Here is a 21,911-nt window from a genome sequence, read left to right as displayed (position 1 = left end):
ACATCAACGATTTTGTTGCGTCGCATCAATAAGCTTACCTCATCGAATTTGTGACGAAGAGGTAAGTAAAATGAAGAAACTGAGTCTGACCCTGATGGTGGCCGTGCTCGGCCTGGCAAGCGGCGCCGCGATGGCGCAGGAATCGCCCTGGCTGGTGCGTGCCCGCGCGGTGCACATCGATACCGCAAATAAATCCGATCCGATCGGCGGCGCCGGCGCGGCCAACCGCATCCACGTCGACGACAAGACCATCCCCGAGCTCGACGTCAGCTATTTCCTGACGCCGAACATCGCGGCCGAACTGATCCTGACCTATCCGCAAAAGCACGACGTGACCCTCGATGGCGCGAAGATCGGCAGTTTCAAACACCTGCCGCCGACCCTGAGCGTGCAGTACCACTTCGCGCCCGCGCAGGTCATCAGCCCCTACCTTGGCGCCGGCGTGAACTACACTCGTATCTCGAAGGTGCGCCTGCTCGACGGCGCGGGCGACCTCGAGAACGACAGCTGGGGCCTGGCGCTGCAGGCCGGCGTCGATTTCAAGCTGGACCGCAACTGGTCGGTCAACGTCGACGTCAAGAAGGTGCAGATCCGCAGCGACGTGTTCGTGGGCGGCGCGCGCGCCAGCAAGGTGAAGGTCGATCCTGTGCTCTTCGGCGTCGGCCTCGGCTACCGCTTCTAATCAACCTGAACGGCGCTGGCGTTCATGTCCAGCACCGCCAGCAGCGGTCCCCGCAGGGCATTGCAGACCATGATGCCCTCGGCCCGCTCCAGCATGGCGCGCGTGACGATGCCTTCGCGCGCCTTCCATGCGGGCGCAGCCAGGATCACGGCGCGCGTCACGCCCGGCAGCAGCCCGCAGGACAGCGGCGGCGTGATCCAGTTGCCGTCGATGCGCACGAACACGTTGCTGCGTCCCCCTTCCGTCAATTCCCCACGCTCGTTGAAGAACAGGGCGTCGAAGGCGCCTTGCGCCTCGGCGGCGCGCCAGGCCGCGTCGTAGCGCCGGCGTACCGAAGTCTTATGGCGCAAAAAGACGTCGTTTGACGCGACCGGCGTCGCGGCCAGCAGCACGCGCACCGGCTCCGCCAAAGGCGCCAACGGCGCCGCCGTGAGCGTCAGCGTGCCGTCGGCGGCGCTCGCCAGCCGCAGCCGGTACAGGCCGTCGTGCGCCAGGCCGAGGCAGGCATCGACCACCAGCGTGCGCGCGGCGTCCGGATCGAACGGGCGGCCGAAATACGCGCACGAGGCGGCCAGGCGCGCCAGGTGCTGGTCCAGGTGGCGCGGCCCGTCCTCCCACGAGGCCTTGATGGTCTCGAAAATCTCGGCCTCGTTCGGCAAACCGGTGAGGAAGCGCGCCTTCAGGCGGCACTCGGCATATTCGGCCTGGGCGTCGCTGTCGAACACGATGCCGGCGCCGACCCCCAGTTCGCCGCGCCGCAGCTGTTCTCCCGGCCCCAGCGACAAGGTACGGATCGGCACCGATAGACAGAAGTCGCCCACGGCCTGCCCGCTTGCCGGCGGGTCGAACCAGCCGATCGCGCCGGTGTAGACGCCGCGCGCATCGGGCTCCAGCTCGTCGATGATCTCCATGGTGCGGCGCTTGGGCGCGCCCGTGATCGAGCCGCAGGGGTACAGCGCGGCGAACACCTCGGCCAGGCCGGCGCCAGGGCGCAGTCGGGCGCGCACGGTGGAGGTCATCTGCAGCACCGCGCCGAAGCGCGTCACCTCGAACAGCTTCGGCACCGCCACGCTGCCGGTCTGCGCCACGCGCCCCAGGTCGTTGCGCAGCAGGTCGACGATCATGAGGTTCTCGGCCCGGTTCTTCGGGTCGAGCGCCAGCTCGGCCGCGCGGCGGGCGTCGACGTCGGCGTCGCCGCTGGCCGGCGCAGTCCCCTTCATCGGGCGCGCCAGCAGCGTGCCGGCTTCATGGCGCACGAACAGCTCGGGCGAGAACGACAGTACGGCGCCGCCGTCGGGTAGCGCGATCAGGGCGCCGTACGGCACCGGCTGGCGCGCGCGCAGGCGCTGGTACAGGGCGAAGAGCGAACCGAAGGCGTCGAAGCGCAGGCGGTAGGTGTAGTTGACCTGGTAGGTGTGGCCGGCGGCGATGTAGTCGCGGATGCGCCCGATGGCGTCCACGAACTGCGCCTCGCCGACATTGGCCTGCACCCCGCCGATGCCGGCCGGTGTCTCATCGGTGGCGCGGGTTGCGATCCAGCTTGCGGCTTGTCCGGCCGTCATGCGCTCGCAGCGCGCGAACAGCAGCACCTGGGCCAGCGGCATGTCGAGAGGTTTGCTCCGGATGCCGAGCAGGTGGGCGCCGAGTTCGTAAGTGAGTACCGGCACCGCGTACAGGCCGCGCGCCAGCGCCGCCTGCATCTCCGCCAGCAGCGTGTTCCAGCCGGCGGCATCCCGGCAGGTGAGGGTGCCGGCGTGCTCGCTGTACAGGCGCGACAGGGCCTGCGCATGACCGTCTGCGCTCGCGTCGTCGAGCAGGGCAAAGACCGCCGGGTTCATGGTGGTCGCTTCAGGCTGCCAGCAGGAGCGACAATTGTACGCCCGTTCCATCCGACGGATGCTGGCGGAAGCCGCTCTTGGCGTAGCGGTGCCAGCGGCCGGTGACGTAGCTCACCAAGAGGCTGGCGCGCGCGGCGACGTCGTCCTCCACGCCATGCCCTTGCGTCACGGCGAGGCGCAGCGCGCCCTTGCAGGCCAGTTCGACGCGGTCGTAGAACCCGTTCATGCGCAGCTGCAGGCGTTCGTCCTCGCCCACCAGGGCGTCGCCGATCAGGACCCGCGTCATGCCGGGGTTATTCGCGGCAAAGGCGAGCAGCATCTGCAGGATGGCGTGGGCCTGGTCGACGCCGCGCTCTTCCTTTTCGACGATCTGGTTGATGACGCCGAACACGCTGGCCTCGATGAACTCGATCAGGCCCTCGAACATTTGCGCCTTGCTGGCGAAATGACGGTACAGCGCCGCTTCCGAGACGGACAGGCGCGCCGCCAGCGCGGCGGTGGTGATCTTCTCGCCCTTGGGCTGCTCGAGCATCGAGGCCAGGGCCTGGAGGATTTGCAGCTTGCGCTGGCCTGGCTTGGTACTTGCCATGGGATGTAAGTTTTCTAGTGTTGGATGAGCCGGTGCAGCTGCTTCGGCAACTGCCGCACGGATTTTACTTTGACATCGACATAGTTGGGGTGAATCAACATCTTCGGCCGGGCCGCGGCCAGGGTGCTGCGCTCGCCGCGGCGCAGGTAACCGGTCACCCACACCGTGCGCAAACCGAGCTGCTTGGCGCTTTTCAGGTTGGCCAGCGTGTCCTCGACCAGGATGCAGTCGCGCGCATCGACGCCATGGCGGCGCAGCACGCGCTGCAGCATCAGCTTCGAGGGCTTCGGGCGCAATTGGCCGTGCACGTGCATCTGCTCGATCGCGATGTGGTGGGCGAAATGGCGGCCCAGGCCCAGGTGACGCACCACCTGGGACGAATATTCGGTCGGGGCGTTGGTGAGCAGGATCTTGCGCCCCGGCAGGCGCAGCAGCAAGCGCCCGAGGCCGGTCTCGGCGCGCATCATGAGGCGCAGGTCGCCGATGTCGTGGGTCTCGCGCAGGAAGTCGGCGGCGAGCACGCCGTGGTGGCGCATCATGCCGAGCAGGGTGGCGCCGTAGCGCTTCCAGTAGCCGAGGCGCGCCGCGTCGACCTGGGCCTGGGTCACCGCATTGACGCCGTCGCTGAGCACGCGCGCGATATAGGTGTTCATGTTGGCGCTGATCGCCGGGAAGATTGCATGCGATGCGTCATGTAGCGTGTTGTCGAGATCAAACAGCCAGACGGGCGATGAAGAGTTATGATTTGGCAAGATTTTTGACACGGAGAGAATATGCGACGTCCGATTATAGTGGTCTTCCTCAGCCTGTTCCTGATGGCCGTCCAGGCCGTGGCCGCCGAGCGTGGCGCATTGTTCAAGGTCACCGGCAAGGGCAACACGCTGTACCTGTACGGCACCATCCACGCCGGCAAGCCCGAGTTCTATCCGCTCGAACCGCGCATCCGCGCGGCGATGGCGGCCGCGCCCACGCTGGCGCTGGAGGTCGACGCGGCGCGCGACCCGGCCGCCATGATGGCGGCATTCCAGCAGCACGGCATGTTCCCGGCCGGCAGCCCCGGCATCGCGGCCTTGCCGGCCGAGCGCCGCCAGCGCATCGAAAGCGGCCTGCGCAAGCAAGGTGTCGACCCGGCCGCCGTGGCGCAGATGAAGCCCTGGATGGTGGCGACGATCCTGGCGGTCGCCGACCTGGGCAAGCTGGGCTACAACCCGGCCCTGGGCGTGGACGCCCACCTGGCGCACCTGGCGCGCGGCGGCAATACCCGCATCGCCGAGCTCGAATCGGCGCAGTACCAGGCGGCACTGCTGAACCGCATGTCCGACGACGACCAGTGGGGCCTGCTCGAGGAAGCGCTGGAGAACATGGCATCGGGCCGCCAGTTGCGCGAGGCGCGCGAGATGTTCGACGCCTACGAGCGCGCCGACCAGGCGGCGCTGGACGGGATCGCCCGCCGGCTCGAGAGCGACACCACATTGACCGGCAAGTTTACGCGCGAGGTGGTGCTGTACGAGCGCAACGGGCCGATGGCGGACAAGGTGGCCGCGATGCTGGCGAGCGAGAACAATGCCGTGGTGGCGGTGGGACTGCTGCATCTGCTGGGGAAAAACGGCTTGCCGGAATTGCTGCGCCAGCGCGGCATCGCGGTGGAACGGGTGTACTGAAGCGGGGAGGGTGCTGCCGGGAGGTGGTGCCCTTGACGTGGATTGAACACGTGGCCTCTCCCTTACCAAGGGAGTGCTCTACCACTGAGCTACAAGGGCTGGTAGAAACGAGATTTTCGCGAAGATCGCGGCGGGCGAAGCCCGCCGTGACGGCGACTAGTGTCGCCGAAAATCTTAGTGCGACCGGATCATAGTGCCAAAAGCCTGTTCGGTCAAGACTTCCAGCAACAAAGAGTGCTCGATGCGGCCATCGATGATGTGCACGGTATTGACGCCCGACTTGGCCGCGTCCAGTGCCGACGAGATCTTCGGCAGCATGCCGCCCGAGATCGTGCCGTCCGCGAACATCTCATCGATCTCGCGCGCCGACAGGTCGGTGACCAGGTTGCCGGCCTTGTCCTGCACGCCGGCGATGTTGGTCATCATGATCAGTTTTTCGGCTTTCAGGATCTCGGCGATCTTGCCGGCGACGACGTCGGCATTGATGTTGTAGGCCTGGCCGTCCTGGCCGAAGCCGATCGGCGAGATGATCGGGATGAAGGCATCGTCCTGCAGCGCCTTGACCACCGCCGGATTGATCGCCTCGATCTCGCCGACGAAACCGATGTCGAGGAATTCGCCCGGCTTGTCCTTGTCCGGCATGCTCATCTTGCGTGCGCGGATCAGGCCGCCGTCCTTGCCGGTCAGGCCGACCGCCTGGCCGCCGTAGTGGTTGATCAGCATGACGATGTCCTGCTGCACTTCGCCGCCCAGCACCCACTCGACCACTTCCATGGTTTCCTCGTCGGTGATGCGCATGCCTTGCACGAAGGTGCCCTGCTTGCCGATCTTCTTGAGCGCGTTGTCGATCTGCGGACCGCCGCCGTGCACCACGACCGGATTCATGCCCACCAGTTTCAGCAGGATCACGTCGCGCGCGAAGCCGTGCTTCAGGCGCTCGTCGGTCATTGCATTACCACCGTACTTGATGACGATGGTCTTGCCGTGGAAATTGCGGATGTAGGGAAGCGCCTCGGCCAGGATCTGTGCCTTGATCTGCGGCGAGACCGCAGTCAGGTCACTCGATTGGTCGTCGGTCTTCAGGCTGGTCAACTGAGCGTTCATGGAGAGTCCGAAATAAATGTGGCGGAGATTTTACAGGCAACACGCCCACCCCTGTGGGCATTATATGGCGGTCTTGTTGTATTTTACGGTGTGACCGGCCGGGGATGGCCGCCGATGGATGCTTGGACGATATTACACATGACGAAAGAAACCTGTCGCGAGGCAGCACGATGAGTACTTGCCGCCGCTGCGGCGCCAGCTTCGGCTGCGCCATGGTCGACGGTGGCGCCGGCCCCTGCTGGTGCACCGAATTGCCGCCGGCGCTGCCGGTGCCCGGCGTGGACGCCAGCTGCTGGTGCCCGGCCTGCCTGCGCGCGCACATCGACGAACGCACGCGCGCCGGCCAGCCGGCCGGGGGCGAGGCGCCGCCTACTTCTGGGTCCTGAAGAAGCGCATCATCTCGCGGCTGGCGTCCGGCCCGCGCCCGTCGGTATAGCTGCCATGGGCGCTGCCGCCCGACCAGGCGTGGCCGGCGCCGTGGATCAGCCAGTGCTCGGCATGCACGCGGCCGTCGGCGCGCTTGTGCGTGGTGCGGGTGTAGGCGTGGCCGTTCGGCACGCGGCCCGGTTCCACCGCCATCGCCTCGGCGCTGTCGCGCGCCGGCGCGATCAGTTCGTCGCCATTCGCCGGGTGCACGGTCCGGTCCTGGTCGCCGTGGAAGACGATGATCGGGATCGGCCGGCCCGGCTGCTGCCGGCGCCGGAAGTCGCCGTTCATGGCCGCCATCGCCGACGGCAGGTCGTGCGCCGAGGCGAAGGGCAAGCCGGAATGGACGCCGACCGCCGCGTACAGCTCGGGGTAGAGCGTGCCCATGATGGTCGCCATCGCGCCGCCGGCCGACAGCCCGGCCACGAACACCTGGGCCGGGTCGACCGCGTACTCCCCCATGATTTGCCGGGTGAGGCCGGCGATGATCGAGGGTTCGCCGCGGTCGCGCTGCTGGTCGGCGTCGTTGAACCAGTTCCAGCAGCGCGAGGCGTTGGCCTGGCGCGACTGCGCCGGATACACGACCAGGCAGCCCATTTCCTCGGCCAGCATGTTCATCTGCGTGCCTTTGGCGAAGTCGTCCGGATCCTGGGTGCAGCCGTGCAGCATCACGAGCAGCGGCGCCGGCGTGCCCGCGTAGGTGCTGGGCACGTACAGCTTGTAGCCGCGGGTGCCGGCCGCGTTGGTGTAGCTGCCGTCGCTGAAGCTGCCGGGCAGCAGCGGCGCCGGCTCGTTGGCGGCGAAGCCGCCGCCGCTGAAACCGCTGCCTGAGCCGCTGGCCAGGTTGCGGCTGAGTTCAGCCAGCATGTCGTGCATGTCGGTGTTGTGCGCGCCCGGCGCCACGCCGCCATGCAGGGGCGACAGGTTGCGCATCCGCTCCTGGGCGGCCTGGGTCATGGCCGAGGCGTTGTTCAATGCATCCTCGATGACCTTGCTCGTGTCGACCGGTTGACGGTCCATCAGGTGGCGGGTTGCGGCACGCATTTGCGCCAGCAGTTTGTTATTCAATTTCATGTAGCTTCCTTTCCGTTCGCCTCGGCGGGCGCTTGGCAGGCGCTTCGTTTCTAGCGAATGCGCTCTGCCAGTGCGGCTTTCAGGGTATTGCTTGCGTGGAGCACCCCGAGCACCGTGATTGAGTCGATGGTGGTCAGCGCCAGTTCGACGGACACGTCGCTGGCGATGCTGGCCATGCCCAGCACCTGGATCTGCAGGCGGACACCCGCCTGTTGCGCCGCTTCCAGGTCGGCGCGGGAGTAATGGTGCATGCCGAGCACCAGGCTGCGGCGGGCGACGGTTTGCCGCACTACGTCGGCATGCGCATTGAGCTGGTTGCGGATCGCCGTGCGGATCAGGTCGGTGCGGTTGCTGTAAAACCCTTCGCTGACCAACAGGTCGATCTGGCCCAGATCGATCATGCCCAGGTTGATCGTGATTTTTTCGGTGTCCGCCACCTTCGGTTTTGGCTCGTTGGCTTTGACAATTTGGCCGCCCATCCTTACACCATCCTTTCGCACCATGCATTTTTACCATCCATTCACCATCCAGCTGGATGGTGAATCGAGCACTCAGTGTACGCTTCTCAGCCTGAGGGTCAAGCGCAATTCGTTTGAATCGGGTAATCTCTTCGCCCATGAGTCCAGAATTGCAACCCGGCCTGCGCTTCGAATGGCGCTATACAGTGCCGCCGCGCGCCACCGTCCCCGCGCTCTACCACGACACGCCGTTTTGCCGCGACATGCCCGACGTGCTGGCCACCGGCTACATGGTCGGCATGATGGAGCTGGCCTGCCTGAACGGCATGCTGCCCTACCTCGACTGGCCGCAGGAGCAGAGCCTGGGCACCATGGTGAATTTCCAGCATCTGGCGCCGACGCCGCCCGGCCTGACCTTGACGATCCGTGGCGAGGTCACGGAAGTGGCAGGACAACGCGTGCGTTTCAAGGTCGAGGCCTGGGACGATGTCGAACGCATTTGCGAAGGCACGCATGAGCGTTGCGTGATCGATACGGAACGTTTCAATGCGCGCGTGGCGCGCAAGAGCGCGGGAGGCGCGGCATGAGCCTTTCCCAACCCGAGCTGCAGACGCCGGTGCCTTCTCCCTGCATCAACGTGTGCGAGATGGACAAGGCGACCGGCCTGTGCCGCGGCTGCATGCGCACGATCGACGAGATCGTCGCCTGGGGCACGGCGGGCGACGACTACAAACGCGCGGTCTGGAAGGAAATCCGCCGCCGCGAATCCGAACTGGACTTCGGTTGATGACGCCGCGCCTGCCCGCCACCATGCAGGTGTTCGAGCGCGGCTGGCTATCGTCCAACAACATCCTTTTCAGCGGTCCCGACACCGCCCTGGTCGACAGCGGCTACGTCACGCATGCGCCGCAGACGCTGGCGCTGGTCGATCACGCCCTTGGTGGACGCCGGCTCGGGCGCCTGCTCAACACCCATTTGCATTCGGACCACTGCGGCGGCAACGCGGCGCTGCAGGCGGCACACGGCTGCCATACGGCGATTCCGGTGGCCGAGGCCGGCAAGGTCGCCGCTTGGGACGAAGGGGCCTTGAGCTACCGCGCCACCGGCCAGCAATGCCCGCGCTTCGCTTTCGACGCCGTGCTGGCGCCGGGCGACGAACTCGACCTGGGCGGGCTGCGCTGGCAGGTGCTGGGCGCGCCGGGCCACGATCCGCACGCGCTGCTGCTGTTTTGCGCGCAGGAGGGCGTGCTGATCTCGGGCGACGCCTTGTGGGAGAACGGCTTCGGCGTGGTGTTCCCCGAACTGGCGGGCGAGCCGGGCTTCGACGAGGTGCGTGCCACGCTCGACCTGATCGGCACGCTCGACGCGCGTGTGGTGGTGCCGGGGCATGGCCGGGTGTTCGGCGACGTGCGCGCGGCTTTGGAGCGGGCCTGTTCGCGGCTCGATTACCTGGCGGCCGATCCGCGGCGCAATGCGGAGAACGCGGTCAAGGTGCTGGTGAAATTCTTGTTGCTGGAACGGCAGCGGATTGTCCTGGCTGCGTTGCCGGCGTTGCTGGCGTCGATTCCGGTGGTCGCGGCTGTTTCAAGGCTGGTTGGACGCGTGGACGGGGAACCCGTCCACCCTACGTCGCAACGCATGCCAATCGATTCGGTCATCGCACAGACCCGTAGGGTGGACGGCTCTGCCGTCCACGCGTTCAATGACCGTTCGCATACCGATATGCCTGTAAACGACGTTTGGCACGACCTCGCCACCTGGGCCATGAACGCCCTGGTCCGCGCCAAAGCCGCCCGCATCGACGGCGAATTCCTGGTCGACGCTTGAATTAGAGCGCAAAATCTAGCACGACCGTGCTTTTTTAACACTATAATCGACCAGCTGGTCCGATCAACTTTGCCGAGAGCGCCCATGACCTTGCCTACCGTACTGCAAAACCTGTCCCTTCCCGTCATCGCATCGCCGATGTTCATCGCCAGCGGTCCGGCCCTCGTGGCCGCCCAGTGCAAGGCCGGCATCGTCGGCTCCTTCCCGGCGCTCAATGCCCGCCCGGCCGAGCTGCTCGACACCTGGCTGACCGACCTGCAGCGCGAGCTGGCCGAATACAAGGAAGCGAACCCGGACGCCATCGTCGGCCCGATCGCCGTCAACCAGATCGTCCACGCCTCCAACGTGCGCCTCGAGCAGGACGTCGCGGTCTGCGTCAAGCACCAGGTGCCGATCATCATCTCCTCGCTGCGCGCGCCGCCGAAGGAGATGCTCGACGCCGTGCACGGCTACGGCGGCATCGTGCTGCACGACGTGGTCTCGATCCGCCACGCGCAAAAGGCGCTGGAAGCCGGCGTCGACGGCTTGATCCTGGTGGCGGCGGGCGCGGGTGGCCACGCCGGTTCGCTGTCGCCGTTCGCGCTGGTCGGCGAAGTGCGCAAATTCTTCAAGGGCCCGATCGCGCTGTCCGGCTCGATCGCCACCGGCGACGCCATCCTGGCCGCCCAGGCGATGGGCGCGGACTTCGCCTACATCGGCTCGCGCTGGCTGGCGACCAAGGAATCGAACGTCAGCGAGGACTACCGCAACGCCATCGTCGAATCGAGCGCGGCCGACATCGTGTACACCAACCTGTTCACCGGCGTGCACGGCAACTACCTCAAGAAATCGATCGTGAATGCCGGTCTCGATCCGGAAGCGCTGCCGGAATCGGACAAGAGCAAGATGAGCTTCGGCGACGGCAGCTCGAAGGCCAAGGCCTGGCGCGACATCTGGGGCGCCGGCCAGGGCGTGGGCCTGATGGACGACGTGCCGAGCGTCGCCGAGATGGTCGAGCGCCTGAAGGCCGAGTACGAGGCGGCGCGTGCGCGGTTGGGGATTGCGGGCGCGCGGTAAAGCCGATGGATTGATCGCACATCCGCGATCACCGCGTGGGCGGAAGATCCGCCCACGCTACGAATCATGCGTCGGGCTTCGCGTCCGGCACCGGATACGGCGGGGCCGGTTCCACGCTCAGGTCTTCCGGGCGGATCGACCACAGGCCCGGCAAATTGCGCCAGTAGCCGTAGACGTCCATCCCGAAGCCGACCACGAACTCGTTCGGCAGCGTGAGGCCGGTGATGTCGGCCTGGATCGGTTTCGCGCGGCCGATGTTCTTGTCCGCGAACACGACAACGATGACTTCGGCGGCGCCCATGTCGAGCAGGCGCTGCTTCACGTGGGCCAGGGTCTCGCCCTCGTCGAGGATGTCGTCGACCACCACGATGGTCTTGCCCGCCACGTCCTTGCGCGGGATGACCTTCCACTGCACTTCTCCGCCGCGGTCGTCGTCGCCGTAGCGGCTCACGTGGATGTAGTCGAATTCGAGCGGGAAGCGCAGCTGCGGCAGCAGGGTGCCGGTGAAGACGACGGCGCCGCCCATCACGCCCAGCACCAGCGGGAAGCTGGGGTTGTCGGGATTGCCGAAGCGCGTGTTGAGCACATCGGCCACTTGCCGCACGGCGGCCTGCACTTCTTCGGGACTGACGATCTGGCGCGCATTGGCAAGCAGGGCGCGGGCACGGGCGTGGTGATAGTCTTGCATGGTCATTCCGGTCAATAAAGTTTCTTGGTGATTATGCGACAACTCCGGCCGCAATGCGGTTTCAGTTGGATAGGATGTCGCCGGCAGGCTTGTCGCTGTGCTTGTCATGAATTTCGCGCTGCAGTTTCTTCGTGAGTTTGGCGAACACCAGCTCGTAGGAACGGCGCAGCAGCTGCGCGGCTTCCTCGTCGGACAAGGCGGCGCCGGCCTCGACCTGTACCCAGTGCGCGCGCGCCAGGTAAGGTGCGGGAACGATGCCCGGACGGTCGGTCAGTTCCAGGAAACGCGCATCCTCGACCTTGAAGCTCATCGCGCGGGCCGGCGCCGTGTTGCGCGTCACCGCGAACATCTTCGCACCCACCGAAAATACGAGGTCGTCGCCCCATTTGGTGTCTTCGGTACAGCCGGGGAAGCTGCGGCACAGCGCCTTGGCGGCCTCGAAATCCATGTTGTCGTCTCCTCCCGCCGCGTCCTTGCGCAGCGTGTTCGTTGTTCGTTTCCCCGAGTTTACCGCGCCCGGGGCAGGGCGGATGCATTTCGATGTTTTAACGCAAGATTCGTCTGCGCCATTGTCGCGGTTTGCGGCGTATCATACGTGGCTTGTCTAACCTCCAAGCAAGCCATGTCCACGAATGACTCCACGGTCCAGCGCGCCGCCCGCCTGGAACAGCTGCGCGCCGCGATGGCGCGCCACGGCATCGACGCCTTCATCGTGCCCTCGAGCGACCCCCACCTGTCCGAATACCTGCCGCGCCGCTGGCAGGGCCGCGAATGGATGTCGGGTTTCACCGGATCGGTCGGCACCTTCATCGCCACCGCCGGCTTCGCCGGGGTCTGGACCGATGGCCGCTACTGGACGCAAGCCGAAACCGAACTGGCCGGCAGCGAGATCGCGCTGATGAAGATCCCGTCGGGCGCGAGCCTGCTGCACATCGACTGGCTGGCGGCCAACATGCAGCCGGGCCAGACGGTCGCGGTCGACGCGCGCGTGCTGGGCCTGGCCGTGGCGCGCCTGCTGGGCGAGGCCCTGGGCGCGCGCGGCGTCAAGCTGCGCACCGACCTCGATTTGCTCGACGAGATCTGGACTGACCGTCCCGGCCTGCCGCTCGACCCGCTGTACGAGCACGCGGCGCCGTATGCGACCATGTCGCGCGCGGATAAACTGGCCGCGACCCGCGCCGAGATGGACAGGCTCGGCGCCGAGCGCCACTTCATCTCGACCCTGGACGACATCGGCTACCTGTTCAACCTGCGCGGTTCGGACGTGAACTTCAATCCGGTGTTCGTGGCCCACGCCCTGGTCGAGCGCGATGGCGCGACCGTGTTCGTCGCCGAAGGCAAAGCCTCCGAGGAACTGCGCGCGCGCCTGGCTGCCGACGGCGTGCGCCTGGCGCCTTATGCCCAGGCCGCCGAGGCCCTCGCCGCGCTGCCCGCCGGCAGCACCCTGCTGCTCGATCCGCGCCGCGTCACCGCCGGCATGCGCGCCGCGGTGCCGGACACGGTGCGCGTGGTGGAAGCGATCAACCCGACGACGTTCGCCAAGTCGCGCAAGAGCGAGGCGGAGGTCGCGCACGTGCGCGCCACCATGGAACAGGACGGCGCGGCGCTGTGCGAATTCTTCGCCTGGCTCGAAGCGACCCTGGCCAACCCGCAGCGCGCGCCGATCACCGAGCTGACCATCGACGAACAGATCACCGCGGCGCGTGCGCGCCGCCCGGGTTTCGTCAGCCCCAGCTTCAACACGATCGCCGGCTTCAATGCCAACGGCGCGATCATGCACTACCGCGCCAGCCAGGCTTCCCATTCGACCATCGAGGGCGACGGCCTGCTGCTGATCGACTCGGGCGGCCAGTACCTGGGCGGCACCACCGACATCACGCGCGTGGTCCCGGTGGGAACCATCACGGCTGAGCACAAGCGCGACTTCACCCTGGTGCTGAAAGGGATGATGGCGCTGTCGATGGCCCACTTCCCGCGCGGCACCCGCGGCCCGATGCTGGACGCGATCGCGCGCGCCCCGATCTGGGCCGCCGGCGTGGACTACGGCCACGGCACCGGCCATGGCGTCGGCTATTTCATGAACGTGCACGAGGGGCCGCAGGTGATTTCGCCGTCGGCCGCGCCGGACCCGCACACGGCGATGGAGCCGGGCATGATCACCTCGAACGAGCCGGGCATCTATAAGCCGGGCCGCTGGGGCATCCGCATCGAGAACCTGGTGCTCAACGTGCCCGCTGCCAGCGGCGAGTTCGGCGAGTTCCTGCGCTTCGAGACGCTGACCCTGTGTCCGATCGACACGCGCTGCCTCGACATGGCGCTGCTGCATCCGCACGAAGTGCAATGGCTGAACGACTACCACGCCACCGTGCGCGAACGCCTGCTGCCGCATGTGCAGGGCGCGGCGCGCGAATGGCTGGAACTGCGCACGAGGGCCGTCTGATGGCTTCCGCCCGCTCCACCCGCGCCAGCGCCGCCGTCGAGCGCCTGAAGAAACGCACCGGCAATACCGCGTATTCGATGGCGCGCACCGGCGACGGCCTGTTCTTCCTGTCCGAGTCGCCCGGCGCGCCGCCGCTGTGCGCGCCGCTCGAGCTGGACGAGTTCGTCGCCTTCGTGAACGGCCTCGGTCCGCAGGAGGTCAAGCGCATCAGCAAGCACGACGCCGCCTTCGAAAAGCAGCTGGTCCGGAAGAACAAGCCCTGAGCTGCTGCGCGCAGTATTACGAAAGACTGTCATGACGACGTGGGAACTGCTGGCTCCGTACTGGTCGCCTTCCGAGATCGCCACCAACGGCGTGATCCTGCTGCACCTGGCCGGCGCGCTGCTGCTGGGCCTGCTGGTCGGCTACGAGCGTTCCTACCACGGCCGCGCCGCCGGCATGCGCACCTATGGCCTGGTGTGCATGGCCTCGGCCGCGCTGACCATCGTCAGCGGCTATCCGGAGATGTGGTACGGCGGCAGCGTCGGCGCCATCGCGCCGGTCGACCCGACCCGTGTGATGCAGGGCGTGGTCACCGGTATCGGCTTCCTCGGCGCCGGCGTCATCATGCGCGAGGGTTTCAACATCAGCGGCTTGACCACGGCGGCCTCGATCTGGGGCTCGTCGGTGATCGGGATCCTGGTCGGCGTCGGCTTTTACCTGGCCGCGATGGGCCTGGCCTTTTTCGCGGCGATGATCATGATCTACCTGAACCGGGTGGAGGCGGTGCTGCCCTCGCGGCGCGCGGTGGCGGTCATGCTGCGTTTCAGGGAGAATTTCCTGCCCAAGGAAGACGCGCTGCGCGAAGCAGCGCTCGAGCGCGGCTACCAGATCGCCGGCAGCTCGCTGACCATCATGGCCAGCGGCGGGCGCCAGGAATGGCGTTTCGTCGCGCTGGCGCTGTCGCGCCACAACCGCGCCACGCTCACCGAACTGGCGGCCGAACTGGCCGCCTTCGAGGGCGTCGAGGGCTTCCAGCTTTCGCACGCCCGCAACTGACAACAATTAAAAATATTCCGATGGGACACTCCGATATGAAGGCGCAAGACGTACTCGATTTCTGGTTCCTGCCGCGCGACGATGCCGGCTACGGCAAGGCGCGGCCCGAATGGTTCCGCAAGGACCCGGCCTTCGACGCGCAGATCCGCGAGCGTTTCGGCGCGGCGATCGCGCAGGCGATCGCCGGCGGCCTGCGCGAATGGGACATCGACCACGGCGCGCAGGGCACGCTGGCGCGCATCCTGGTGCTCGACCAGTTCACCCGCAACGCCCACCGCGACACGCCGGGCGCGTTTGCCGGCGACACGCTGGCGCTGGCGGCCGCGCGGCAGCTGGTCGACAGCGGCGCCGACCGCAGCCTCGAGCCGCAGCAGCGCGCCTTTGCCTACATGCCCTTCGAGCACGCCGAAGACGCGCGCATGCAGCAATGCGCGGTCGACCTGTTCACGCAACTGGCGAGCGAACACGGGGGCTTCGCCGAGATGCTCGACTACGCGCACCGCCATCGCGGCGTGATCGCCCGCTTCGGCCGCTTCCCGCACCGCAATCCCATCCTCGGCCGCGCCTCGACCCCCGACGAGCTGCAGTACCTGAGCCAGCCCGGCGCCGGCTTCTGATGACGCCTACCCTGAACATCGTCGGCGCCGGGCACGTCGGCCGCACCCTGGGCCGCCTGTTCGCGGCGCACGGCGTGTTCGCGGTGCAGGACGTGCTGACGCGCTCGACGGGCAGCGCCGGCGCGGCGGCCGCCTTCATCGGCGCCGGCCGCGCGGTGGCACAGGTGGCCGACTTGCGCCCGGCGCAGGTCTGGATGCTGGCCGTCGGCGACGACCAGATCGCGCCCACGTGCGCGGCGCTGGCCTCAGCCGGCCTGTTTGACAACGCCACCGTCTTCCACTGCAGCGGCGCCAAGGCCTCCGGCGAACTGCAGGCGGCGAGCCGGGCCGGCGCGCTGGTGGCGAGCGTGCACCCGGTGCGCAGCTTCGCCGATCCGGCAGGCGTCGCCGCCGCATTCGCCGGCACCTGGTGCGGGGTCGAAGGCGACCCCGAGGCGCTGGCGCGACTGGCCCCGGCTTTCGAGGCGATCGGCGCGCAGCTGGTGACTATCGACGCCGCCGCCAAGACGGTCTACCACGCCGCTTCCGTGTTCGCCTCGAACTACCTGGTCACGGTGCTCGACGCCGCGCTGCGCGCCTACGCCGCCGCCGGCGTGCCGGTGGAGGTGGCGCGCGAACTGGCCCGTCCGCTGGCCAGCGAGTCGCTCGCCAACGTGTTCCGGCTTGGCCCGGCGGCCGCGCTCAGCGGCCCGGTCGCGCGCGGCGACGTCGCCACCGTCGCGCGCCAGCAGGCGGCCGTCTCGCACTGGGATGCGCCGACCGGGCGCCTGTACGAAGCCCTGGTCGAGGCGACCACCCTGCTCGCCGAGCGCAAGCGGCGCGGCGAACCCTAATTCATTTTCATGCGCCCTGCGCGCATTGTCCTGTCGAACGAACGAGGAGTATCGATGTACCTGAGTGCCTGGGCCACCCTGGCCGTGCTTGGCGTGTATTTCTGGACCGGCGTGGTTGCCGGCATGGCGCGCGTGCGCTACAAGGTGCCGGCGCCGTCGATGGAAGGGCCCGAGGCCTTCCAGAGCCGCCAGCGGGTGCAGGCCAACACGCTCGAACAGTTGCCGCTGGTGCTGGTGCCGCTATGGCTGTGCGCCTGGTACCTGGGCGACGCCTGGGCGGCGGCCGGCGGCCTGCTGTGGTGCGTCGCGCGCATCCTGTATGCGCTCGGCTATTACCGCGATCCCGCCAAGCGCGAACTCGGCTTCGTACTGGGCATGGTGGCATGCGGCGCCCTGGTCGCGGCCACGGTCGTTGGTTTATTGATGCACTAGAGCAACAATATTGCGCCCAGGCATCGACAAAGTCCCCAAACAGAAATAAGCTTGTCTGCTGAAAACGTCAATACCTGGCGGCTGGTGCGCGTCGCACCCGGGCCGGTTCGACGCAGGAGGCAGCATGTTGTTTTTGAAGAGTACCGCCAGCACCAGGGCGCCGGGCATCTATGAAGTCGATGTCGCCGCGAAACCGCCGGGCAAGACCTTTGGCGTGTATCTCGCGACCGATCCCGACAATCCGCCGCATTCGGTGCTCGCGGCCCTGGCCGAGCTGGGCTTCAAGGGTTTTTACCAGAAGAGCTATACCCACCGCGACGGTGGCCGCGTGCTCGACCTGCACTTCGAGAAGGACGGCACCGACCTGTTCAAGGGCTGGAAGGCCGAGGAGTGCAGCGCGAACCTGGCCGCCATCGACACCCTGTTCGGCCACGTCGGCATTGCCGTCGCGCCGCGCATCATGACGATGGCCGAAGCCTACGCCTGAGAGCACCTGACAAAACTGCCCTGACAATTTTGTCCGGCGCTCCAAACGTCTTTAAACACCGACCTCGATGTGGTAGAGCGCCCAGGGGCAGGCGCCAAAGCGCTGGTTGACCGGCAGCGCCGCCATCTCCGGCACCCGGTCGGCGTCGAACACGGCCCACAAGGGTCCCAGTCCTCCCAGGGCCATCGGCGCGCCGTCCAGGTGGGTGGCGACGATGAAACGCTGCGCGCGCGCCTGCCGCACGCCGATCACGGCCGCATAGCCGTCGACCGCGCGCAGCGCCAGGCGCGTGGCGTCATGCAGTGTCGCGCCAGCCAGTGCCAATACGTCCAGCAGCAGCGGTCCGCGCAAGGTGTGCGGCTTGCCGTCGTATTCCAGCGTCGGGCGGATGGTGTGCGCCGGCAGGCGCGCCAGTGCGTCGAAGTCGAGCGCGCAGGCACTGGCGAACGCCAGCTTGTGCTTGGCCATCATCTGGTCGAGCGCGGGATCGAGCGCGCCGCGGTTCGGGCGCGTGATCGCGCCGGTGATGGTCAACAGCGCCGGACCCTTGACTGGCGCGGCCTTGGACGCCGCCATGGCGGGCAGGGAGGGCAGAGCGGCCGTTGCCAGCGCCGCGCCGAAGAACGCGCGTTTGTGCATGCGGTGTATCGTCGGTGTGGAGGAAAGCACATGATAAGCGTTAAAGTTGCCGAATGGACCTGTTCGACTCTCCCGGCACGCTGGTGCCGATACCCATCGAGGACGGCGCGCTGGCCTTGATGGCGCGCCTGCCCCTGCCGTACTCCACCGACGAGGTGTTTCGCCGCCTGCGCGACGAGACGCCCTGGCGCCAGGACAGCATCGTCCTGTTCGGCAAGCAGCACCTGCAGCCGCGCCTGACTGCCTGGTACGGCGACGCCAGCTATACCTATTCCGGCCTGCGCCTCGAGCCGCTGCCGTGGACGCCGTTGCTGGCCGAGCTAAGCGCGGCGGTGGAGACCGCCTGTGCTTGCCGCTTCAACAGTGTGCTGCTGAACTATTACCGCAACGAACGCGACAGCATGGGCATGCACAGCGACGACGAACCCGAACTGGGACCGGAGCCGGCGATCGCGTCGCTCAGTCTTGGCGCCACGCGCAGCTTCATACTGCGGCATAAACGCAACAAATGCACACGCAAGCTCGACCTGCACGATGGCAGCTTGTTATTGATGAGTGGAAGCTTACAAAGTAACTGGCTCCACGGCATCCATAAAGCCACGCGCTCCCTAGGAGAACGCATTAATTTAACCTTCCGGTTCATCGCTTAATGTGACGTCTTCCTACGTCATTCTGACGTCAAAAATAACTGAACCATAAGTCATTTATGTTACGTTTGCTTACAGTTCTTACGGGATTGGCACTGCCTTAAGCTTTTGACCAGTGTTATCTTGGACTCATCGCGATTCACTTAGGAATGGCGAGCCAGTCTAAAAACGTCAAAAAGGATTCCGTATGAAAAAGCTCATTTTTGCACTGATCGCAGGTACCGCCGTCATGACCGCCGCCCAGGCCCAGTCCACCATCACCCCGCGCCCCTACGTCGGTATCGGCGCATCCGGTGCCGACCGTGAGTACAACGTCCCGGGCGCAGCCATGGTCGACAACGACGGTTACAAGTTCTCGGGCAAAGTCTTCGGTGGTGCTGAACTGAACGACAACTTCGGCGTCGAAGCCGGCTACACCGACTTCCGCAAGGCACGCGGCACCTACAACCTGAACGGCACCACCGCCTCCACCGAATCGGATGGCTACGGCGCCTACATCGCCGGTACCGCACGCGCACCGCTGAACGACAAGTTCTCGGTCTACGGCAAGCTGGGCGTGGCCCACACCAAGGCTGAGCTGGATTCGGCCACCCCGGGCCTGAGCCGCAGCGAGAGCGACAACGGCGCCTATGGTGCGCTGGGCATGCAGTACAACGTCAGCCAGCAAGTGTCGCTGATCGCCGAGTACGAGCGCTACGGCAAGAAGAAGGACTTCGGTCCGAAGCCGGACGTCTTCACCGTCGGTGCCAAGTACCAGTTCTGATCGACGCGTGACGTAACGACAAAGGGCCCTGCGGGGCCCTTTTGTTTTGCCGGCATTGCTGCCGATCGTGCCGGTAGCGATGCATGGACACCCCGTGTCCGCCCATCGCGGCCGGTGTCAGGGATGCGCTCCCAGGTGCAAGGGCGCGGGCGGGTGCGCCAGCGGCCGCGTCCAGGGCGGTAGCACCAGCGATTCCGGCATGCCGAAACCGGAGGCCAGGAAACGGTGCAGCGAGGACCAGGGCCAGTCGCAGGCGCCCTGGCATAGCCCGTGGCGCACGGGATTGGTGTGCATGTAGTCGATCAGGGTCGCATAGTCGCGCTCGTCCTGGATGCGGTATTGCTGGTACTGGCGTTCCCAGATCGCGCCCTCGGGAGCATGTCCCAACTGCGCCTTGCGCAAGGCTTTCGAGAACGCGATCTTCACCGCGCGCCAGCGGCTCGAGCAGTCGTGGTCGCCCGGCGGCAGCGTCCACATCGCGTGGGCGTGATCGGGCAGCACGACCCAGCCGTCGACGTGGAAGGGCCGGCGCACGCGCGCCTGGCGGATCGCGTCGCCGAAGGCCGAGATATGGTCCGTCAGGAGGGAACTGCCACGGTCGAGCAGCCGAACCGTGAAGAAGAAGGTCCCACCGGGGACCCGGTTGTCGCGGTAGTCTGTCATGGGCAAAGTGTGCCGAGCGACGATGGGGTCCATGTCGACTGGCGCAAATGGGAGGCGGGAACTTTTAGCCTCATCAACAGGCGATTCTACACATGCTCTGCCGTCGACCGCGATCCATTTCCGGAAGTAAAAAAACGCCCGGCACTGCAGGCGCAGTACCGGGCGTTTTTAATTCACCTCATGCTTCCAAAGGAAGCATTCCAGATTCCAAAGCAAGAAGTGGGCTTAGCTCGACAGCGGCTTGTAGCGGATGCGCTTCGGCTTCGCGCCTTCCTCGCCCAGGCGCTTCTTCTTGTCGGCTTCGTATTCCTGATAGTTACCGTTGAAGAAGGTCACCTGCGAGTTGCCCTCGAAGGCCAGGATGTGGGTCGCGATACGGTCGAGGAACCAGCGGTCGTGCGAGATGACCATCACGCTGCCGGCGAATTCCAGCAGGGCGTCTTCCAGCGCGCGCAGGGTTTCCACGTCGAGGTCGTTCGACGGTTCGTCCAGCAGCAGGACGTTGCCGCCTTGCAGCAGGGTCTTGGCCAGGTGCAGACGGCCGCGTTCGCCGCCCGACAGGTTGCCGACGATCTTTTGCTGATCCGAGCCCTTGAAATTGAAGCGGCCGAGGTAGGCGCGCGACGGCATCTCGAAGCGGCCGACGCTGAGCAGGTCGGCGCCGCCGGTAACGTCCTCGAACACGGTCTTGTTGTTGGCCAGCTCGTCGCGGCTCTGGTCGACCAGCGAGATTTTCGCGGTCTGGCCGATCACGACTTCGCCGCTGTCCGGTTGTTCCTTGCCGGCGATCATCTTGAACAGGGTCGACTTACCGGCGCCGTTCGGGCCGATGATGCCGACGATCGCGCCCGGCGGGATCGTGAACGACAGGTTGTCGATCAAGAGGCGGTCGCCGAAGGCCTTGCTGACGTTCTTGAACTCGATGACGTCGTTGCCCAGGCGCTCGGCCACAGGGATAAAGATCTCCTGGGTCTCGTTGCGCTTCTGGTATTCGTATTCGGACAGTTCGTTGAAGCGGGCCAGGCGCGCCTTCGACTTGGCCTGGCGTGCCTTCGGGTTCTGGCGCGCCCACTCGAGTTCCTTGGCCAGCGCCTTCTGGCGCGCCGATTCGGTCGCTTCTTCCTGCTTCAGGCGCGCTTCCTTCTGCTCCAGCCAGGACGAGTAGTTGCCCTTCCAGGGGATGCCATGGCCGCGGTCCAGCTCCAGGATCCATTCGGCGGCGTTGTCCAGGAAGTAGCGGTCGTGGGTGATGCCGACCACGGTGCCCGGGAAGCGCAGCAGGAACTGCTCCAGCCACTCGACCGATTCGGCGTCCAGGTGGTTGGTCGGTTCGTCGAGCAGCAGCATGTCGGGTTTCGACAGCAGCAGCTTGCACAGCGCCACGCGGCGCTTTTCGCCGCCCGACAGCACGCCGATCTTCTGGTCCCACGGCGGCAGGCGCAGCGCGTCGGCGGCCATTTCCATCTGCAGGTTCAGGTTGCCGCCATCGGCCGCGGCGATGATCGATTCCAGGCGCTCCTGCTCCTTGGCGAGAGCGTCGAAGTCCGCGTCTTCTTCCGCGTAGGCGGCGTACACGGCTTCCAGCTTGGCCTGCGCCTCGAAGGCCTCGCCCAGACCCGATTCGACTTCCTGGCGCACGGTCTTTTCCGGGTCGAGCTGCGGTTCCTGCGGCAGATAGCCGATGTTCAGGCCCGGCATCGGGCGCGCTTCGCCCTGGATGTCGGTGTCGATGCCCGCCATGATCTTCAGCAGGGTCGACTTGCCGGAGCCGTTCAGGCCCAGCACGCCGATCTTCGCACCCGGGAAGAACGACAGGGAAATATCTTTCAGAATCTGGCGCTTCGGTGGGACGATTTTGCCCACGCGATTCATGGTATAGACGTAATTTGCCATCTTAAGTAACTGTTATGTAAATCAAGGTGCACAGCATACGATAGAAGGGCGCCAAA

Annotated in this window: 27 protein-coding genes and 1 tRNA gene; 16 read left to right on the top strand and 12 right to left on the bottom strand. The window is 66.3% G+C overall.

Annotated elements, in window-relative coordinates:
• Positions 1-70: 70 nt before the first annotated feature.
• Complete coding sequence (locus tag RT688_RS00805; protein ID WP_313702953.1) at positions 71-682, top strand: OmpW family outer membrane protein; 612 nt, start codon at positions 71-73, stop codon at positions 680-682.
• Here the strand turns inward: RT688_RS00805 and pabB are convergent.
• From pabB to RT688_RS00790, 3 genes are read right to left on the bottom strand one after another with little or no spacing between them, the layout of a single operon-like run.
• The gene (gene pabB, locus RT688_RS00800) at positions 679-2,520 is read right to left on the bottom strand and encodes an aminodeoxychorismate synthase component I (protein WP_313702952.1); all 1,842 of its coding nucleotides are present in this window, start codon (positions 2,518-2,520) and stop codon (positions 679-681) included. The two genes, RT688_RS00805 and pabB, sit on opposite strands and share 4 nt — an antisense overlap.
• 10 nt (positions 2,521-2,530) lie before the next feature.
• On the bottom strand, positions 2,531-3,109 hold the full coding sequence (slmA, locus tag RT688_RS00795) for a nucleoid occlusion factor SlmA (RefSeq protein WP_313702951.1): 579 nt from the start codon (positions 3,107-3,109) through the stop codon (positions 2,531-2,533).
• Positions 3,110-3,123: 14 nt separating this feature from the next.
• Entirely contained in the window at positions 3,124-3,861 is a 738-nt protein-coding gene (locus RT688_RS00790) for a pyrimidine 5'-nucleotidase (protein WP_313702950.1), read from the bottom strand.
• 21 nt (positions 3,862-3,882) lie between these two features.
• Here RT688_RS00790 and RT688_RS00785 point away from each other — a divergent pair, with 21 nt between their 5' ends.
• The gene (locus RT688_RS00785; protein ID WP_313702949.1) at positions 3,883-4,770 is read left to right on the top strand and encodes a TraB/GumN family protein; all 888 of its coding nucleotides are present in this window, start codon (positions 3,883-3,885) and stop codon (positions 4,768-4,770) included.
• A 24-nt stretch (positions 4,771-4,794) separates the two neighbouring features.
• On the opposite strand, the gene RT688_RS00780 is transcribed toward RT688_RS00785, so the two are convergent.
• Both RT688_RS00780 and argB read right to left on the bottom strand, forming a co-directional pair.
• Positions 4,795-4,869 (bottom strand) — tRNA-Thr (locus RT688_RS00780).
• 75 nt (positions 4,870-4,944) lie between these two features.
• The gene (argB, locus tag RT688_RS00775; RefSeq protein ID WP_312550487.1) at positions 4,945-5,874 is read right to left on the bottom strand and encodes an acetylglutamate kinase; all 930 of its coding nucleotides are present in this window, start codon (positions 5,872-5,874) and stop codon (positions 4,945-4,947) included.
• 170 nt (positions 5,875-6,044) lie between these two features.
• Here argB and RT688_RS00770 point away from each other — a divergent pair, with 170 nt between their 5' ends.
• Positions 6,045-6,260, top strand: a complete 216-nt coding sequence (locus tag RT688_RS00770) for a cysteine-rich CWC family protein (RefSeq protein WP_313702948.1) — start codon at positions 6,045-6,047, stop codon at positions 6,258-6,260.
• Here the strand turns inward: RT688_RS00770 and RT688_RS00765 are convergent.
• Entirely contained in the window at positions 6,244-7,374 is a 1,131-nt protein-coding gene (locus tag RT688_RS00765) for a PHB depolymerase family esterase (protein ID WP_313702947.1), read from the bottom strand. The genes RT688_RS00770 and RT688_RS00765 overlap by 17 nt on opposite strands.
• A 50-nt stretch (positions 7,375-7,424) precedes the next feature.
• On the bottom strand, positions 7,425-7,853 hold the full coding sequence (locus RT688_RS00760; protein WP_313702946.1) for a CopG family transcriptional regulator: 429 nt from the start codon (positions 7,851-7,853) through the stop codon (positions 7,425-7,427).
• A 137-nt stretch (positions 7,854-7,990) separates the two neighbouring features.
• Here RT688_RS00760 and RT688_RS00755 point away from each other — a divergent pair, with 137 nt between their 5' ends.
• From RT688_RS00755 to RT688_RS00740, 4 genes are all read left to right on the top strand, one after another.
• A complete protein-coding gene (locus tag RT688_RS00755) occupies positions 7,991-8,419 on the top strand; it encodes a thioesterase family protein (RefSeq protein ID WP_313702945.1) in 429 nt (142 codons plus the stop codon).
• Entirely contained in the window at positions 8,416-8,619 is a 204-nt protein-coding gene (locus tag RT688_RS00750) for a DUF1289 domain-containing protein (RefSeq protein WP_313702944.1), read from the top strand. Before RT688_RS00755 ends, RT688_RS00750 begins: the two co-directional genes overlap by 4 nt.
• A complete protein-coding gene (locus RT688_RS00745; RefSeq protein ID WP_313702943.1) occupies positions 8,619-9,659 on the top strand; it encodes an MBL fold metallo-hydrolase in 1,041 nt (346 codons plus the stop codon). Before RT688_RS00750 ends, RT688_RS00745 begins: the two co-directional genes overlap by 1 nt.
• An 84-nt stretch (positions 9,660-9,743) precedes the next feature.
• Positions 9,744-10,715: a nitronate monooxygenase family protein gene (locus tag RT688_RS00740; protein WP_313702942.1), complete on the top strand. Its 972-nt coding sequence runs from the start codon at positions 9,744-9,746 to the stop codon at positions 10,713-10,715.
• A 64-nt stretch (positions 10,716-10,779) separates the two neighbouring features.
• On the opposite strand, the gene RT688_RS00735 is transcribed toward RT688_RS00740, so the two are convergent.
• Both RT688_RS00735 and RT688_RS00730 read right to left on the bottom strand, forming a co-directional pair.
• A complete protein-coding gene (locus tag RT688_RS00735; RefSeq protein WP_313702941.1) occupies positions 10,780-11,403 on the bottom strand; it encodes a hypoxanthine-guanine phosphoribosyltransferase in 624 nt (207 codons plus the stop codon).
• Positions 11,404-11,464: 61 nt separating this feature from the next.
• Positions 11,465-11,851, bottom strand: a complete 387-nt coding sequence (locus tag RT688_RS00730) for an MmcQ/YjbR family DNA-binding protein (RefSeq protein ID WP_313702940.1) — start codon at positions 11,849-11,851, stop codon at positions 11,465-11,467.
• A gap of 174 nt (positions 11,852-12,025) precedes the next feature.
• Here RT688_RS00730 and RT688_RS00725 point away from each other — a divergent pair, with 174 nt between their 5' ends.
• From RT688_RS00725 to RT688_RS00695, 7 genes are all read left to right on the top strand, one after another.
• The gene (locus tag RT688_RS00725; protein ID WP_313702939.1) at positions 12,026-13,843 is read left to right on the top strand and encodes an aminopeptidase P family protein; all 1,818 of its coding nucleotides are present in this window, start codon (positions 12,026-12,028) and stop codon (positions 13,841-13,843) included.
• Positions 13,843-14,106 (top strand): hypothetical protein, encoded by a 264-nt coding sequence (locus RT688_RS00720; RefSeq protein WP_313702938.1) that lies wholly within the window; start codon positions 13,843-13,845, stop codon positions 14,104-14,106. The genes RT688_RS00725 and RT688_RS00720 overlap by 1 nt, the downstream gene beginning before the upstream one ends.
• A 31-nt stretch (positions 14,107-14,137) precedes the next feature.
• On the top strand, positions 14,138-14,881 hold the full coding sequence (locus RT688_RS00715; RefSeq protein WP_313702937.1) for an MgtC/SapB family protein: 744 nt from the start codon (positions 14,138-14,140) through the stop codon (positions 14,879-14,881).
• A gap of 20 nt (positions 14,882-14,901) precedes the next feature.
• Entirely contained in the window at positions 14,902-15,498 is a 597-nt protein-coding gene (locus RT688_RS00710) for a DUF924 family protein (RefSeq protein ID WP_313702936.1), read from the top strand.
• The gene (locus RT688_RS00705; protein ID WP_313702935.1) at positions 15,498-16,331 is read left to right on the top strand and encodes a DUF2520 domain-containing protein; all 834 of its coding nucleotides are present in this window, start codon (positions 15,498-15,500) and stop codon (positions 16,329-16,331) included. The genes RT688_RS00710 and RT688_RS00705 overlap by 1 nt, the downstream gene beginning before the upstream one ends.
• A 54-nt stretch (positions 16,332-16,385) precedes the next feature.
• Positions 16,386-16,763 (top strand): MAPEG family protein, encoded by a 378-nt coding sequence (locus RT688_RS00700; RefSeq protein WP_313702934.1) that lies wholly within the window; start codon positions 16,386-16,388, stop codon positions 16,761-16,763.
• A 124-nt stretch (positions 16,764-16,887) separates the two neighbouring features.
• A complete protein-coding gene (locus RT688_RS00695; RefSeq protein ID WP_313702933.1) occupies positions 16,888-17,250 on the top strand; it encodes a hypothetical protein in 363 nt (120 codons plus the stop codon).
• A gap of 51 nt (positions 17,251-17,301) precedes the next feature.
• Here the strand turns inward: RT688_RS00695 and RT688_RS00690 are convergent, their stop codons facing one another.
• Positions 17,302-17,889, bottom strand: coding sequence for a molybdopterin-dependent oxidoreductase (locus tag RT688_RS00690; RefSeq protein ID WP_313702932.1), 588 nt, complete (start codon positions 17,887-17,889; stop codon positions 17,302-17,304).
• A 53-nt stretch (positions 17,890-17,942) separates the two neighbouring features.
• Here RT688_RS00690 and RT688_RS00685 point away from each other — a divergent pair, with 53 nt between their 5' ends.
• Together RT688_RS00685 and RT688_RS00680 are read left to right on the top strand one after the other, a co-directional pair.
• A complete protein-coding gene (locus tag RT688_RS00685; protein ID WP_313702931.1) occupies positions 17,943-18,539 on the top strand; it encodes an alpha-ketoglutarate-dependent dioxygenase AlkB in 597 nt (198 codons plus the stop codon).
• Positions 18,540-18,723: 184 nt separating this feature from the next.
• Positions 18,724-19,299, top strand: coding sequence for a porin family protein (locus RT688_RS00680; RefSeq protein WP_313702930.1), 576 nt, complete (start codon positions 18,724-18,726; stop codon positions 19,297-19,299).
• A 117-nt stretch (positions 19,300-19,416) separates the two neighbouring features.
• On the opposite strand, the gene RT688_RS00675 is transcribed toward RT688_RS00680, so the two are convergent.
• Complete coding sequence (locus RT688_RS00675) at positions 19,417-19,962, bottom strand: REP-associated tyrosine transposase (protein ID WP_313702929.1); 546 nt, start codon at positions 19,960-19,962, stop codon at positions 19,417-19,419.
• A gap of 225 nt (positions 19,963-20,187) precedes the next feature.
• Positions 20,188-21,855, bottom strand: coding sequence for an energy-dependent translational throttle protein EttA (gene ettA / locus RT688_RS00670; protein ID WP_313702928.1), 1,668 nt, complete (start codon positions 21,853-21,855; stop codon positions 20,188-20,190).
• Between the last annotated feature and the right edge of the window lie 56 nt (positions 21,856-21,911).

Origin of the sequence: Massilia sp. (genome assembly GCF_032106685.1) — a bacterium.
Taxonomy (GTDB): domain Bacteria; phylum Pseudomonadota; class Gammaproteobacteria; order Burkholderiales; family Burkholderiaceae_D; genus Telluria.
This window is presented reverse-complemented; position numbering and strand designations above follow the sequence as displayed.